The sequence below is a fragment of the Janibacter zhangyanbonis genome (assembly GCF_050507325.1).
Lineage (GTDB): Bacteria > Actinomycetota > Actinomycetes > Actinomycetales > Dermatophilaceae > Janibacter.
In genome coordinates this window covers 484,611-499,010 of sequence record NZ_CP191481.1, presented here as the reverse complement: position 1 = coordinate 499,010, position 14,400 = coordinate 484,611, and the positions used below count along the sequence as shown (strand labels likewise).

General features: G+C 73.3%; 13 protein-coding genes and 1 tRNA gene. 10 read left to right on the top strand and 4 right to left on the bottom strand.

Annotated elements, in window-relative coordinates:
* Positions 1-9 precede the first annotated feature (9 nt).
* The 3 genes from ACQBJO_RS02475 to mscL all read left to right on the top strand — a co-directional run bounded on the left by ACQBJO_RS02475 (position 10) and on the right by mscL (position 1,263).
* Positions 10-309, top strand: a complete 300-nt coding sequence (locus ACQBJO_RS02475; RefSeq protein ID WP_421008212.1) for an FmdB family zinc ribbon protein — start codon at positions 10-12, stop codon at positions 307-309.
* 41 nt (positions 310-350) lie between these two features.
* Positions 351-809, top strand: a complete 459-nt coding sequence (locus tag ACQBJO_RS02470) for a hypothetical protein (RefSeq protein ID WP_421008211.1) — start codon at positions 351-353, stop codon at positions 807-809.
* Positions 810-894: 85 nt separating this feature from the next.
* The gene (gene mscL / locus ACQBJO_RS02465; protein ID WP_421008210.1) at positions 895-1,263 is read left to right on the top strand and encodes a large conductance mechanosensitive channel protein MscL; all 369 of its coding nucleotides are present in this window, start codon (positions 895-897) and stop codon (positions 1,261-1,263) included.
* A gap of 110 nt (positions 1,264-1,373) precedes the next feature.
* Here mscL and ACQBJO_RS02460 read toward each other — a convergent pair whose 3' ends face one another.
* Genes ACQBJO_RS02460 through ACQBJO_RS02450 form a run of 3 tightly spaced genes read right to left on the bottom strand, consistent with a single transcriptional unit; the run spans position 1,374 to position 6,458 of the window.
* On the bottom strand, positions 1,374-1,571 hold the full coding sequence (locus ACQBJO_RS02460; protein WP_421008209.1) for a hypothetical protein: 198 nt from the start codon (positions 1,569-1,571) through the stop codon (positions 1,374-1,376).
* Positions 1,568-5,209 carry a hypothetical protein gene (locus tag ACQBJO_RS02455; RefSeq protein WP_421008208.1) on the bottom strand — a complete coding sequence of 1,214 codons (3,642 nt, stop codon included), beginning with the start codon at positions 5,207-5,209 and terminating at the stop codon, positions 1,568-1,570. Before ACQBJO_RS02455 ends, ACQBJO_RS02460 begins: the two co-directional genes overlap by 4 nt.
* 10 nt (positions 5,210-5,219) lie before the next feature.
* Positions 5,220-6,458 carry an MFS transporter gene (locus ACQBJO_RS02450; protein WP_421008207.1) on the bottom strand — a complete coding sequence of 413 codons (1,239 nt, stop codon included), beginning with the start codon at positions 6,456-6,458 and terminating at the stop codon, positions 5,220-5,222.
* Positions 6,459-6,518: 60 nt separating this feature from the next.
* On the opposite strand from ACQBJO_RS02450, the gene ACQBJO_RS02445 reads away from it, so the two are divergent.
* A tRNA-Arg gene (locus ACQBJO_RS02445) sits at positions 6,519-6,590 on the top strand.
* 8 nt (positions 6,591-6,598) lie between these two features.
* On the opposite strand, the gene ACQBJO_RS02440 is transcribed toward ACQBJO_RS02445, so the two are convergent.
* Positions 6,599-8,068 carry an HNH endonuclease signature motif containing protein gene (locus tag ACQBJO_RS02440; protein ID WP_421008206.1) on the bottom strand — a complete coding sequence of 490 codons (1,470 nt, stop codon included), beginning with the start codon at positions 8,066-8,068 and terminating at the stop codon, positions 6,599-6,601.
* Positions 8,069-8,259: 191 nt separating this feature from the next.
* Here ACQBJO_RS02440 and ACQBJO_RS02435 point away from each other — a divergent pair, with 191 nt between their 5' ends.
* The 6 genes from ACQBJO_RS02435 to mnhG are packed head-to-tail and all read left to right on the top strand — an operon-like array spanning position 8,260 to position 14,347.
* Positions 8,260-11,079 carry a Na+/H+ antiporter subunit A gene (locus ACQBJO_RS02435; RefSeq protein ID WP_421008205.1) on the top strand — a complete coding sequence of 940 codons (2,820 nt, stop codon included), beginning with the start codon at positions 8,260-8,262 and terminating at the stop codon, positions 11,077-11,079.
* Entirely contained in the window at positions 11,076-11,519 is a 444-nt protein-coding gene (locus ACQBJO_RS02430; RefSeq protein WP_341012925.1) for a Na(+)/H(+) antiporter subunit C, read from the top strand. The genes ACQBJO_RS02435 and ACQBJO_RS02430 overlap by 4 nt, the downstream gene beginning before the upstream one ends.
* Positions 11,516-13,147: a Na+/H+ antiporter subunit D gene (locus ACQBJO_RS02425; protein ID WP_255185213.1), complete on the top strand. Its 1,632-nt coding sequence runs from the start codon at positions 11,516-11,518 to the stop codon at positions 13,145-13,147. Before ACQBJO_RS02430 ends, ACQBJO_RS02425 begins: the two co-directional genes overlap by 4 nt.
* Entirely contained in the window at positions 13,144-13,710 is a 567-nt protein-coding gene (locus ACQBJO_RS02420; RefSeq protein ID WP_255185212.1) for a Na+/H+ antiporter subunit E, read from the top strand. The genes ACQBJO_RS02425 and ACQBJO_RS02420 overlap by 4 nt, the downstream gene beginning before the upstream one ends.
* The gene (locus ACQBJO_RS02415; RefSeq protein ID WP_255185211.1) at positions 13,707-13,973 is read left to right on the top strand and encodes a monovalent cation/H+ antiporter complex subunit F; all 267 of its coding nucleotides are present in this window, start codon (positions 13,707-13,709) and stop codon (positions 13,971-13,973) included. The genes ACQBJO_RS02420 and ACQBJO_RS02415 overlap by 4 nt, the downstream gene beginning before the upstream one ends.
* Positions 13,970-14,347, top strand: coding sequence for a monovalent cation/H(+) antiporter subunit G (gene mnhG / locus ACQBJO_RS02410; protein WP_421008204.1), 378 nt, complete (start codon positions 13,970-13,972; stop codon positions 14,345-14,347). Before ACQBJO_RS02415 ends, mnhG begins: the two co-directional genes overlap by 4 nt.
* Positions 14,348-14,400: the final 53 nt, after the last annotated feature.

Here is a 14,400-nt window from a genome sequence, read left to right as displayed (position 1 = left end):
ACGGCCGATATGCCTACCTATGCCTACGCCTGCGCCGACTGCGGCCACGCCTTCGACATCGTCCAGTCCTTCAGCGACGACGCGCTGACCGTGTGCCCCGAGTGCGGCGGCAACCTGCGCAAGCAGTTCAACGCGGTCGGCGTCGTCTTCAAGGGGGGCGGCTTCTACCGCAACGACTCGCGGAAGACCTCGTCCTCGAGCGACTCCGCGTCGTCGAGCTCCTCGGGCTCGTCCAGCACCTCGGGCTCCTCGAGCGACAGCTCGTCCACAAGTTCGACGCCTGCTGCCTCGTCGTCCACCGCGAGCTGACGCCCACTCCCTTCGACCCGACGCGTGCCTAGCGTCGGGTCATGGCCGCATCCCCGCTCGCCCAGCACCTGCCCGCTCTCTTCGGGCCCTCCCGTCGTGCCGCGTGGCGGCTGGGCGTGCTGCGCCGCGCGCTCGCCGCGCTGGCGATCCTGCTCGCGATCCAGCTGGCCCTGGACGCCCTGCGCCCCTCCGACGGAGCCACGACGAGCCCGCGCTCACCCTCCGGCCCCGAGCTCTCGCTCCCCCTGGCGATGCCCGCCGACCACCTCTCCCCCGGTGACCGGGTCGGGGTCTACCTGCCCGGGCGCGAGGAGCCGGTCGTGCGCTCGGCGCGCTTCGGCGGCACGTCGGAGAGCACGTCCGGGCAGACCGTGGCGCGAATCACCCTGTCGGACAACGAAATCGGCCGGATCCTGCGCCACATGGGGGTCGACGGCCCGACGCAGGGCGGCTTCGTCCTCGTCGGGGAGGGCGGGCCCGACACGGCCGGGGCCTCATAACCGCGCGTTCAGCGGGCCGATGGTCCACACTAAGAGACGAGCGGCTCCGCCGCGACCCCTGTACCCCAGTTGAAGGGAGACCCTCATGAAGGGCTTCAAGGACTTCCTCATGCGCGGCAATCTCGTCGAGATCGCCGTCGGTCTGATCATCGCGACCGCCTTCGCCAGCGTCGTCACCGCGTTCACCACCTTCCTCCTCGAGGTCATCGGCCGGCTCACGGGCGGCGCCGACTTCAACTTCGACAAGATGGAGATCCTCGGCTTCAAGACGGTCGGCCCGCTGCTGACCGCGATCGTCGCCTTCATCATCATGGCCGCCGTCGTCTACTTCGGTGTCGTCAAGCCCTACACCGCGATGCGCGAGCGCTTCGTCGCCGCCGAGGAGGAGACCACCGACGAGTCCGTCGAGCTCCTCCGCGAGATCCGCGACTCCCTGCGCGCCGGCCGCGCCTGAGTCACGCCACACGGGTAGACCCCGGCCCGCACGGATGATCCGTGCGGGCCGGGGTCTTCTTGTGTGCGGCTGCGGTGGCGGCAGAGAGCGTCACCCTCAGCTCGGCAGCGTCACTCCCAGTGCGGCGGGCGCTGCTCGCGCAGCCAGCGATCGTGCTCGTCCTCGTCGGGGCGCTCGCCCCACCCGCGGTCGGTGTCGTCTCGGGTCTGCTCGGGGCGGGTGCGCGGGCGGGGCTTCTGCGGGGGCTCGGCCGGCTGCGACTCCTCCGCCGCGTCGGCTCCCTCGGGTGTCTCGTCCGCTGCACTCATGACTGCTCCTCTCGGGCGACGGCGTCGCGCACGGCCCGGGCGACCTGCGCCTCCTGACGCGCGGGGTCGGCGAAGATGTCGACGGCCCAGAGTCGCAGGTGGTGCCAGCCGAGGTCGGTGAGACGCTCGACGAGGATCCGGTCGCGCTGCCGGGTCGAGGCGAGGCCGGCATAGCCCGGGCCGTCGACGTCGACCGCGAGCAGGAGTCGCTGGGTGTCACGGGGGTCGGCGATGGCGATGTCGATGCGGTGCTCGCCGACACCCACGCCGGTGCGCACCGACAGTCCGGAGTCGCGCAGCCGCTGGACGAAGCCGGACAGCAGCGGGCTCAGCTCCGCACCGTCTGCCGGGGGCTGCGGGGCCGGCGAGCCGAGGCCCGTGAGCAGGGTCCGCAGGGCGCGGTGGCCGGGCAGCCCACCCCGCTCGCCGGCGAGGTCGTCGGGTCCGAGCGCGCTGACCCAGGTCGCGGTCTGCCGGGCCCGGGTCGCGGCGAGCAGGACGAGCTCGCCGCCGAGGACACCGCTGAGCGCCCCGAGACGCTGCACGACCCGCCCCTGCGGGGTGCGGCCGAAGCCGACGGTGACGACGACAGCATCACGTTGCTCGCGCTGCCACCGGTCGGCGGGCTTGATGACGAGAGGCTCGGGCAGGGCCCTGATCGTCTCGGCGACGGCCGGGTCGCGGTACGCCAGCTCGGCGACCGCTTCGGCGACGCGCTCCGCGTGCGCCTGACCGAAGGTGACGACGCCCAGCGAGCGCCCGGGGCGCTCGACCAGTTCGCGCCGCACCTGCTCGACGACGGCCTCGACCTCGCCGGTCGAGGTCTCGACGAGACCGGTGCGCTCGTCGATGACCCCGAGGCCCTCGACGCGCACGAGCCGCACGGTCTCGCGCACGCTCGGCGCGGGTGGATGGACGACCTCGCCGGCGCTCACCCCCTCGACGAGCAGGTCGGCGACGCGCGGGCGGGGGTAGGCACTGTCGCGCAGGCTCGCGGTCGGCAGCACGCGTGCGGCGACGTCGGCGAGCGAGCGCGAGGGGGGCTTCGGGGCGGAGACCCCGGCGTCGGCGGTCCACGTCGCGGGCGGCAGCTGGCCGTGGTCACCGACGACGAGCAGCTGGTCACCGCGAGCGATCCCCGAGATGGTCCGCGCCAGGCTGGTGCGCGAGGCGTCGTCGACGATCACGAGGTCAAACCGCTCGTCCGCGGGCAGGACCTGACCGATGACGAAGGGGGACATCGCCCAGGCGGGAGCCGCCGCCCGCAGCAGCCCACCCCACTCCGCGAAGGCACGCGTCCACGGCGGCCCCGACACGAGACCCTCGTGCGCTGCGGCCACCTGCCGGGCTGCGGAGCGGAAGCGCCGCCCTTCGGCATGGAACCGCTCGCGCTGGCGGGTGGTGGTGCGAGCAGCATTGGCGCCCAGGCTCGCCCGGTCGGCCTCGACGAAGGTGCGCAGCGCCTCGTCGAGGCTCTCCCCGGTGATCGCGGAGTAGCGCTCGTCGCGACTGGCCTCGGCCAGCACGGAGGTCCACCAGACGAAGCGCACCTCGTCGGGCACGGCCTCGGGGGCGACCCGGCGGGCCGACAGGTCGTCGACAAGCTCGCCGAGGCCACGGGCGCGCAGGTCGTCGAGGTCGTCGATGACGCCGGGCACGGCCCGCGCACCGGTCGTGTCCTTGGCGAGGGCGTCGAGCCGGGCGGCGAGCTCGTCCCAGGGGGTGTCGAGCAGGTCGGCGCCGCGCTCGGTGTCGGCGAGCACCGAAGAGACGTGGGTGAGGTCGGCGTAGACGCGCTCGTAGGCCGAGTGCGCACGGTCCATGTCGGTCGGGATGCGCGGACGCCCGCCACCGCCGGTCAGACGCGACCAGGTGCGCCGCTGCTCGGCCGCGAGCCGCAGCGCCGCGTGCAGGTCCTCCGGCGGGCGACCGGGTCGCAGCAGGCGCCTGGCCTGGCCGCGCAGACGGCGCCGCTCGAGACCGCCGAGGGCCTCGAGGTCGGGCGTGCCCTTCGCGGCCGTCGCGGCGAGCAGGTGGTCGAGCGGGGTGTCGAAGACCTCGGGCCGGAAGACCTCGAGGGTGTCGCGGATCTCCTCGATGCCGGCGAGGAAGCGGCCGAGGTCGGCGGGACTGCCGGCGCGCGGCTCGGCGATGTCGGCGAAGACGTCGCGCACCGTCGTGCGCAGCGTCGCCAGGGTCCCGTCGGCACCCCGCAGCCGCTCGAGGGCGGCCAGCACCTCGTCGACGTCGGCGGCCGAGGTGAGGCGGGCGCCCTCCCACGGCTGGTCGGTGCGGCCGGGCCGCCACGCCTTGCGCTCGGCGACACCGGCCACCTGGGCGACGAGGGCGTCCCGGCCGGCGGCATCGAGGGTGGCGAGGGTGCGGCCCGAGAGGCGCACGCGGGAGCGCGGCGCGGGCCGGCAGGTCGACAGGCCGACGATCGCGTCGTGGGCGTCGGCGATGGAGACACCCCACGGGTCGCGGGGCTGGTGCATGGCGTGGGTGTGGCCGTCGAGGATCCGCGCCGCGGACGCCGCCCGTCGCCCCGGCTGGGTGAAGGACCGGTCCGACTCCGGCAGGCCCCGCGGCCAGCGCTCGGCGACGATCGCGGGGTCGACCTCGGCCGCGGGGTCGGTGACGTGGACGAGCAGGTCCTCGAGGCCGGCGAGGCGCAGCTCGGCGACGACGGCCTCGATGGCTGCCGCCTTTTCGGTGAGGAGGAGGACGGAGCGGCGTTCGCCCGCGGTCTGGGCGATGACCGAGGCGACGAGGCGGGCGACGCCGGTGCCGGGCGGGGCGTCGACGTAGAGGTCCTCGCCCGCGGCGACCCGGTCGAGGACCGTCTGCTGGTCGGCCGTGACGTCGAGGACGGCGGAGTCGGCGACGCTCGGGGCCGGCGCCTCGGGCGGAGGGAGCGCCTCGCCCGCGCGCAGGGCCGCCGCCGGGCCCTCGGCGAGACGGCCGGAGTCGACGATGCGGGACAGGTCGGCCAGCGCCTCGGCCTTGCCGTAGGGGAAGGCGGCGACGACGATCCGCTGCGTGATGTTGAGCTCGGGCAGGTCGGCGCACTGCTCGCGCAGCGCCTCGAGCACGGGGGTGGGGTTGAATCCGCCGCCCTCCGTGCGGCCGAGGTCGGCCAGCGCCTCACCGTCGATGTCGCGCCGCAGGGCGCGGCGCAGATAGGTGAGCAGCACGGGGTTGATCTCGACGCGGGGTGCGAGGTCGAGCGCGAAGTCGGGCCCGGGCCGCAGCCGGCGCAGCGCCGCGCGGCGCAGGACGACCGAGGCCAGCGGACGCTCCTCCTCGCCGGGCACGTGCCACGAGGCGGCCCCCATCGCGAGGAAGCAGGTGTGGACGCCGTGCTCCTGGGAGATCCGCTCGACGTGCTCGGTGAGGCTGGTGGCCCGGCGCTGGGCGCGCAGCAGGGCCCCGGGCTCGCGGACGAGGTCGGACAGGCGGGCGTCGCGGCCGGACAGGAGCATCGCGACGCCGCCGGGGTGAGCGGTCGTCAGGTCGACGACGTGCGGATCGCGGGCCGGCCAGATGAGGGTGTTGGGGCCGCCGAGCTCCATGAGCTCGCGGCGCAGGGGGGACACGTCGGCCGGCGCCTGGGCAGGGGTCGTCGGCGGAGGAGTCACGGTGCCAACGCTAACAACCGAAGCGCCGCCCGAGCGGGACCAGCAGACCGAGCAGGAGTGCCGCGCCGCCCGCGAGCAGCCCGAGCGCCGGGTAGCCCCACCAGCCGACGACGACGCCGGCGAGGGCTCCCCCACCGCCCCCGGCCAAGCCCATCGCCACGTCGGACAGGCCCTGGGCCGCGGGCCGCTGGCGCAGCGGGACGGCGGCGGTGAGCAGGGTCGAGCCGGCGATGAGGGTGCACGACCAGCCCATCCCCAGCAGCACGAGCGCTGCCGTCAGGCGAAGGGAGTGCCCGCTCGCGGTCGACGCGGCGAGCAGGCTCGCGGTGAGCAGCACCCCCGCACCGACCGCGATGACCGCCCGGGAGCCCCAGCGGTCGACGGCCCAACCGGTGAGTGGTGAGAAGGCGTACATCCCGACGACGTGGAGGGAGATGACCAGACCGATGATCTCGAGGCCGGCGTGGCCGTGCCGCATGTGCAGCGGGGTCATGATCATCACCGACACCATGACGACGTGACCGAGCGCCATGGCGACCACGCCCATGAGGGCGTCGGGTCGGGTGCGGATCACCGCCCAGCCGCGGGTCGCCTCTCCTTCGAGCCCGGCCGTCGGGTCCGGCTCGTCGTGGTCGACCTGCAGGCTGCGGGCAGTCAGGAGCGGGTCCGGCCGCAGCGCGGCCGTGAGGACGAGGGCGGCCAGGGCGATGCCCACGAGGGAGAGGACGTATGGCCCGGCGAGCGCCGGCAGGTGCAGCTGGCGGGCGACCCACTGCCCCGGACCTGTGAGGTTGGGGCCGGCCACCGCCCCGATCGTCGTCGCCCAGACGACGACCGACAGGTGGCGGCCATGGTGCGCGTCGTCGGCCAGGTCCGTCGCGGCGAACCTCGCCTGCGAGTTCGCCGCCGTCGCCCCGCCGAAGAGGAGGAACCCGACGAGCAGCACCACGAAGGAGCCGACGACCGACGCGGCCACGACGAGCAGCCCACCGACGATCGCCAGGAGGTACCCCGTGGTCAGGCCGGGGCGCCTCCCCTTCGCCGCCATGACCCGCGCGACGACGAGGGCGGCGAGCGCGCCACCCAGGGTCTGGGCGGTGCCGCCGAGGCCGGCCCAGGTCTCGCTTCCCGACACGTCGGCCGCGAGCAGGGCCCCGACCGCGGCGCCGGCGCTCACCCCCACGCCCCCGAGGATCTGCGACCCGGCGAGGGTGGCGACGGTGCGCCGCTGCAGGGCCGGGATGCTCACCGAAGGGAGTATGACGCGTACCCTGTCCCGTGGCGTGGTCGTCTCACCGCACCGCGCCGGGCCTCCGTAGCTCAGGGGAAGAGCACTTCTCTCCTAAAGAAGGTGTCGCAAGTTCGAATCTTGCCGGGGGCGCCCAGCACCTACGCCGCGTCGAGCAGCGCCAGCAGTCGGGCCTCGAGCGCCGATGGCTGCTCCACCGGCCGTCTCTCTGCACGACCGAGGCCGAGCAGGGGTGGCGCGAGGCAGCGGACCTCACCAGCGGGGGTCGTCAGGCGCACTTCGTGCGGCCCGCCTCCCGGGTCGAGCCCGGTCGAGATCACCTCGGCCCGCCAGCCGGGGGCCTCCTTGTCGAGGTTGTGCCGCTGGCAGACGCCCATGCCGTTGCTCGCGGAGGTCTCGCCGCCCCGGGCGACCGGGCGGACGTGGTCGACCTCGCGCACCGGCGCATCACACCACGGCACCCGGCAGGTCGCGTCGCGCAGCTCGACCAGCCGCCTCAGCCGACCGGCGAAGAGCCGCTGCCTCGAGTCGACGGCCACGATGTCGCGCCCGTCGGGCGTGGTCCAGAGTCGCCGCAGCCAGAGCGCCGTCTCGCCGTCTCGGTCATCGCCCTCGTCGAGCAGTCGCAGCACGTGCTCGCGGGCGAGGTCACCGGCGAGCGCGCCGTGGCCCGGCACCTCGACCTCGTCGTCGGCGCCGCCAGCGCCGGCGCTGGCGCCCGAGCGCTCGCCCGGAAGGAGCACGCCCTCGCGCATCACGAGCCCGATCTCGACCGGCTGGGCCTGACCGGGCGCCCGCCCGGAGAGCAGCTCGAGGGCCGTGTCGGTCATCCAGGCACCACGACCCCGCTCGTCGGCGGCAGCGGCCGCATCGGCCTCGGGGTCACCGGTCGCCACGTGCCGCGCCTGCTCGGCCGCGCGCAGCGCGACGTGGGCGCCGACGACGTCGACGAGCGGCCCGAGGATCGACAGCCAGGCCATGCCGTCAGGCGCCGGGCGGACCGACACGTGCCGCGAGGCCGCGGCCCGACGCCGCCGCTCGACGACCGACTCCTGGTCGAGGTCGACGCACGCCCGGTGCGCGGCGGCAGCCAGCGCCCGGTCACCGAGGTCGCGCAGCGCACCCGCCAGCCGACGGTCGGCCTCGCGCCGGTGCTCGGGCGACAGGCAGGCCGTCTCGCGGACGACGATCGTCGCCCGCCACTCGCTGATCTCACCCGCGGTGAGCGCGGCCATCGTGCCGGGCAGCTCGTGGACGAGCGCCCGCGCGGCGCCGACGTGACGGTCGGCCTGACCCGGCGAGCACCGCCGCGCCAGCGCCACCTCGCTGCGGGTGGCCCGGCGTCGCAGCGAGGCCTCGCGGCGGGAGATCTCCTCGGCGGCGGCCATCTCGGCCACCCGCGTGTCACGCTCCTCGACGAAGCGCGCGGTGGCGCGGGCCTGCGCGGCGGCCGCGGCCCCCTTCGTCATCTCGAGGAGGGCGACGACCTCGAGCAGCTCGACCTCGGTCAGCCCGTCGACGCCGGTGGCGGACACCTCGGCAAGCACGGCGCGCAGGCGCCCCGGGACCGTGGTCCCACTGACCTGATCGGTGATCGACTGCTGTGTCATGGCGCCTCCCCTCGCCCCTCCAGTATCGAACATATGTTCGAAGAGTTCAAGAGGGTGGGCCGAGATTTCTTCGGGAACGTGCCGAGCCGGGCACCTACGGCACCGCGAGGACGCGCGTGCACCCCGGCCTCGGGGCGCCGGTCACCTGCCGTTAAACTGGACTCCCGTCCCCGGACCCGTGAGAGGCCCTCGTGACCCTGCTGCTGCTTGCGCACTTCGCGGCGGCAGCAGTTGCGCCCGGCCTCGCCAAGTTCCTCAACCGACGCGCCTTCCTCGCCCTGGCCCTCGTGCCCGCCGCGGCCTTCGCCTGGCTTCTCGCCCAGACCGGCGACGTGACCGCCGGCCGGTCGATCGTCGAGGACATCGCCTGGGTCCCCTCGCTCGGCATGGACTTCGCACTGCGGCTCGGCACCCTCCAGTGGCTCCTCGGGCTGCTCGTCACCGGCGTCGGTGCCCTCGCCCTGCTCTACTGCGCCTGGTACTTCAAGCCCGACGACCCCAGCCTGTGGCGCTTCACGGGCGTCTTCACCGCCTTCGCGGGCGCCATGCTCGGCCTCGTCCTCGCCGACAACCTCCTGGCGCTCTACATCTTCTGGGAGCTGACGACGGTCTTCTCCTACACGCTCATCGGGCACAACCCGGTGCGCTCGGCCAACCGCCGCTCCGCCACCCAGGCCCTGCTCGTCACGACCTTCGGCGGCCTGGCGATGCTCATCGGCACGGTGATCATCGGCGAGACGAGCAGCTACACGATCAGCGAGATGCTCGCCTCGCCGCCCCCGGCCGGCGCCCTGACGACGACGGCCGCCCTCCTCGTCCTCGTCGGCGCCCTCACCAAGTCGGCGCAGGTGCCCTTCCACTTCTGGCTGCCCGGCGCCATGGCCGCCCCGACCCCGGTGAGCGCCTACCTGCACGCAGCCTCGATGGTCAAGGCCGGCATCTACCTCGTCCTGCTGCTCGAGCCGATCTTCGCGGACGTGCCCGGGTGGCGTCCGCTCCTGCTCGTCCTCGGCCTGTGGACGATGATCCTCGGTGGCTGGCGCGCCCTGCGTCAGGACGACATCAAGCTCCTCCTCGCCTACGGCACGGTGAGCCAGCTGGGCTTCATGACCGTCCTCGCGGGCGTCGGCACCCAGGCCGCCGGGCTGGCCGCCCTGGCCCTCGTCCTCTCCCACGCGCTCTTCAAGTCGGTCCTCTTCTTCAGCGTCGGCATCATCGACAAAGGGACCGGCACCCGCGACCTGACGCAGCTGCACGGCCTCGGGCGCACCGCACCGGTCCTCGCCGCGGCCGCGACCCTGTCCGCCGCCTCGATGGCCGGCCTGCCGCCGCTCGTCGGCTTCGTCGCCAAGGAGTCGGCGCTCACCGCCGTCATCGAGTCCGCCCACGGCCCCCTGTCGACGACCACCGGCTGGCTGGCCGTCGCCGGCCTCGTCACCGGGTCCGTGCTCACGGTCGCCTACTCCGCGCGGTTCGTCTGGGGTGCCTTCGCGACGAAGGGGGCGACCGGCGCCGCCCCGAGCCCCACCCCCTTCGCCGCACCCCACGCGCTGCTCATCGCGCCGGTCCTGCTGTCGCTCACGACCCTGGCGTCCGGCTTCTTCGGTGACCCGCTCACCAAGCTCTTCCACCCCTACACCGAGACGCTGCCGGGCGCCGAGCCCGAGCACCTCGCGCTGTGGCACGGCCTCACCCCGGCCCTCGGGCTGACCGTCGTGGCCATCGTCGCCGGCCTCCTGCTCTTCGTGGGGCGGGCCCCCTTCGCCCGGGTCCAGGCCGCGCTGCCCGAGGTGGTCAACGCCGAGCGCGTCTACCAGCGCTTCATGAAGGCCCTCGACCGCTTCGCCGTCGAGGTCACCGCCCTCGCCCAGGGCGGCTCGCTGCCGACCTACCTCGGCACGATCTTCCTCGTCGTCATCCTCCTGCCGGGCGTCGTCGCCGCCACCGCCCTGCCCGGCACCGAGGTGCGGCTGTGGGACACCTTCAGCCAGGCGGCCGTCGGGCTCTTCGTCATCGCCGCGGCGATCCTCGCCGTGCGCGGCCGCAACCGCCTCCAGTCGGTGATGTTCGTCGGCCTCACCGGCTACGGGCTCGCGCTGCTCTTCCACCTGCACGGGGCGCCCGACCTCGCCCTGACCCAGGTGCTCGTCGAGACCTTCTCCCTCGTGCTCTTCGTCCTCGTGCTGCGCATGCTCCCGCAGGACTTCCGCCGCCGTCCCCGCTCCGGCCGCCGCTCGCGCCGCCGGCTGTGGCGCCTCGCCCTCGCCGGGACCATGGGCGCGGCGATCTCCACCCTCACGGTCGTCGCGGCCAATGCCCGCATCCACGAGCCGATCAGCAAGGCCTTCCCCGAGCAGGCCTACGACTTCGGCCACGGACAAAATGTCGTCAACGTGACCCTCATCGACATCCGCGCCTGGGACACCCTCGGCGAGATCTCGGTCCTCGTCGCGGCCGCGACCGGCATCGCCAGCCTGGTCTTCGTGCGCACCCAGGACGTCGAGCGCTCGTGGACCCGCCGGCGCAACCAGGGCCCGGTCACCGCGTCGATCCCCCGCGAGCGCCGCTCGGTCATCCTCGAGACCGCCACCCGGCTGGTCTTCCACGTGATGATCGCGCTCTCGCTCTACCTCCTCTTCTCCGGGCACAACCAGCCCGGCGGTGGCTTCGCCGGTGGCCTCGTCCTCGGTCTGGCGCTGCTCGTGCGCTACCTCGCCGGCGGTCGCGCCGAGCTCGACCGCGCCGCCCCGGTGAGCGCCGGTCTCGTCCTCGGGGCCGGTCTGGCCGTCGCGGCGATCTCCGCGCTCGCGCCGCTCGCCTTCGGCGGCACCGTCCTGCAGTCGGCGGTCGTCGAGTTCGACGTCCCCGTCTGGGGCCACGTCAAGCTCGTCACCGCGATGTTCTTCGACATCGGCGTCTACCTCATCGTCATCGGGCTCGCGCTCGACGTCGTCCGCTCGCTCGGTGCGGGTGTCGACAAGCAGGCCGAAGAGGACGGGGCCACCGCATGAACGCCGTCGCCCCCAACCTCAGCCTCGTCGTCGTCGCCGGCTTCCTCATCGCGACCGGCGTCTACCTGCTCCTCGAGCGAGCGCTCACCCGCCTGCTCCTCGGCATCGTCCTGGCGTCCAACGGCGTCGCCACGCTCTACCTCGTCGTCTCCGGACCGGCGAAGGGAGCCCCCTTCGTCGGTGCACGACCGGCCGACGAGATGAGCGACGCGCTCCCCCAGGCGATGGTGCTCACCGCGATCGTCATCGCCCTGGCCTCGGTCGGCTTCGTCCTCTCCCTCGCCTACCGCCAGTGGCGGATCACCGGCAGCGACGACGTCCCCGACGACGCCGAGGACGAGCTGATCAAGCGCCTCGCCGAACGCGACGAGGTCTCCAGCACCTACGACGACGACACCCAGTCCACGACCGAGGCCGAAGAGGAGGACGCGACCGCATGACCGTGGCCAACCTCCTGCCCATGCCGGTGCTGCTGCCGCTGCTCGGCGCCGCCCTCACCCTCGTCGCGCGCCGCCACCCCCGCGCGCAGGTCGCCATCAGCATCGCCGTGCTCGCCGCCAGCCTCGCCGTCGCCGCCACCCTCATGTGGTCCACCCACCACGACGGACCCATCGCGCTGTGGCTCGGGGCGTGGTCCGAGCCCTTGGGCATCGCGCTCGTCGCCGATCGGCTCTCGGCCCTGATGCTGCTCATCAGCTCCTTCGTCATCCTCGTCGTGCTCGTCTTCGCCATCGGGCAGGGCGTCGCCGACGGCGACGAGGACTCGCCGCTCGCGATCTACTTCCCGACCTATCTCGTGCTCTCGGCCGGCGTGTCCAATGCCTTCCTCGCCGGCGACCTGTTCAACCTCTTCGTCAGCTTCGAGATGCTGCTCTTCGCGAGCTTCGTCCTGCTGACCCTCGGCGGCAGCGGCACCCGGATCCGGGCGGGCACGACCTACGTCATCGTCTCGATGGTCTCCTCCTTCCTCTTCCTGTCGGCGATCGCCGGGGTCTACGCCGCGACCGGCACGGTCAACCTGGCGCAGCTCTCCCTTCGACTGCCCGAGATCGACCCGACGGTCTCGCTGGCGCTGCAGCTGATGCTCCTCACCGTCTTCGGCATCAAGGCAGCCGTCTTCCCGATGTCGGCCTGGCTGCCCGACTCCTACCCGTCGGCGCCGGTGCCCGTGTCGGCCGTCTTCGCCGGACTGCTCACCAAGGTCGGCGTCTACGCGATCGTGCGCACCCAGTTCCTGCTCTTCCCCGAGTCACCGCTGCACCACCTGATCATGGGGGCCGGCCTGCTGACGATGATCATCGGCATCCTCGGGGCAGTCGCCCAGCCGGGGATCAAGCGGATGCTCTCCTTCACCCTCGTCAGCCACATCGGCTACATGCTCTTCGGCATCGGGCTGGCGAGCGAGTCCGGGGTGTCGGCGGCGATCTTCTACATCGCCCACCACATCACCGTGCAGACCGCGCTCTTCCTCATCTCCGGCCTCATCGAGCGGGTGGGCGGCTCGACGGTCATCGACCGCCTCGGCGGGCTCGCCGCGAGCACCCCGGTGCTCGCCGCCCTCTTCTTCGTCCCGGCGATGAACCTCGCCGGCATCCCGCCCTTCTCCGGCTTCGTCGGCAAGGTCGGCCTGCTGCAGGCCGGCACCCAGGACGGCAGCATCATCGCTTGGACGCTCGTCGTCGGCTCGGTCGTCACCTCGCTGCTCACCCTCTACGCCGTGGCCAAGACGTGGAGCGCCGCCTTCTGGCGGCCGCGCGCGGTCGAGGGCCAGGACCAGACCTTCGAGATGCCGACGCTCACCCCGAGCTTCGGGCGGCTGAGCGACGCCATCGGCGCCGCCGTCGCGGCCCAGCGCCCCTCGACCCCGATCGCCCCGCCGCCGGCGGTGACCCAGGTCGAGCGGCCGATGCCGCCGCTCATGCTGGGCGCGGCCGCCGCGGTCGTCGCCTTCAGCCTGGGCCTCTCGCTCTTCGCCGGCCCGCTCTTCACCTACACCGACGCGGCGGCCCGGCAGATGCTCTCCAGCGATGCCTACGTCCGCGCCGTCCTGCCCGAGGAGGCGCCGTGAGCGACACCGCCATCGACACGACCCCGGCGACCCGTCGGCGCGGCGGCTTCCAGCCCCGGGCGATCATCGGCCTGGCCGTCGTGTGGGTCCTGCTCTGGGACCGCATCACCCTGGGCAACATCATCAACGGCCTGATCATCGGCGCGGTCGTCACGCAGATCTTCCCGCTGCCCTCGATCCAGTACTTCGGCCGGATCCACCCGTGGCGCCTCCTGCTGCTCATCGGGCGCTTCCTCGTCGACCTCGTGAGCGCCGCGGTCCAGATCGCCGGCGCCACCCTGAGCCGCCGCCCCAGCCAGGGTGGCTCGATCGTCGAGGTCCGGATGCGCACGCACTCGGAGTTCTACATGACGATCGTCTCCGCGCTCGTCTCCCTCGTGCCCGGGTCGATCGTCGTCGAGGCCCGACGCGGCGCCAACGTCCTCTACGTCCACGGCTTCCACGTCACCACGCCGGAGGGCATGGAGGAGCTGCGACGAGACGTCCTGGCCGTCGAGACCCGGGTCGTGCGGGCCATCGGCACCCCCGAGGAGATCTCGATCTGCACGCAGGAGGTCGCATGAGCATCATCCTGTCGATCGGACTCGGGCTACTCTTCGCCGCCGCCGGCCTGGTCCTCGTGCGCATCGCGCGAGGTCCGACCAACCTCGACCGCGCCCTGAGCCTCGACGTGGTCATCGTCATCGTCATCGGCATCATGGCGACGCAGATCGTGCGCAGCGGTGACGCCGGGACGCTGCCGATCCTCGTCGTCTTCAGCCTCACCGGATTCGTCGGGTCGGTCTCGGTCGCCCGCTTCATGGCCCGCAAGGACGATGCCTCGTGAGCTGGGCACAGATCCTCGACCTCGCCGGGGCGATCAGCCTGCTCCTCGGTGCCACGCTGGCCCTCGTCGGCGCGATCGGCTTGGTGCGCCTGCCCGACCTCTTCGCCCGCATGCACGCCGCCACCAAGCCACAGACCCTGGGTCTGCTGCTCATCCTGCTCGGCCTGGCGCTCACGGTGCGCACCTGGGCCTCGGTCGCCACGCTGCTCATCGTCCTCGGCGCCCAGGCCCTCACCGCGCCCGTCACCGCGCACATGCTCGGCCGCGCCGGCTATCGCACCGGCGTCCCCGAGGACGACCTGCTCCACCACGACGAGCTCGGCGCCGCCTACCGACGGATGCAGGAGCAGGACCGGCAGCGCGAGCAGTCCTGACGACATGACGCAGGGGGCGAAGGGAGCGGCTGCTCCCTTCGCCCCCTGTCGGG

Bases quoted from the DNA above. Each gene is read 5' to 3' on its own strand.
- ACQBJO_RS02475 (WP_421008212.1), top strand. From the start codon at position 10: ATGCCTACCTATGCCTACGCCTGCGCCGACTGCGGCCACGCCTTCGAC.
- ACQBJO_RS02470 (WP_421008211.1), top strand. From the start codon at position 351: ATGGCCGCATCCCCGCTCGCCCAGCACCTGCCCGCTCTCTTCGGGCCC.
- mscL (WP_421008210.1), top strand. From the start codon at position 895: ATGAAGGGCTTCAAGGACTTCCTCATGCGCGGCAATCTCGTCGAGATC.
- ACQBJO_RS02460 (WP_421008209.1), bottom strand. From the start codon at position 1,571: ATGAGTGCAGCGGACGAGACACCCGAGGGAGCCGACGCGGCGGAGGAG.
- ACQBJO_RS02440 (WP_421008206.1), bottom strand. From the start codon at position 8,068: ATGACACAGCAGTCGATCACCGATCAGGTCAGTGGGACCACGGTCCCG.
- ACQBJO_RS02430 (WP_341012925.1), top strand. From the start codon at position 11,076: ATGAACGCCGTCGCCCCCAACCTCAGCCTCGTCGTCGTCGCCGGCTTC.
- ACQBJO_RS02425 (WP_255185213.1), top strand. From the start codon at position 11,516: ATGACCGTGGCCAACCTCCTGCCCATGCCGGTGCTGCTGCCGCTGCTC.
- ACQBJO_RS02415 (WP_255185211.1), top strand. From the start codon at position 13,707: ATGAGCATCATCCTGTCGATCGGACTCGGGCTACTCTTCGCCGCCGCC.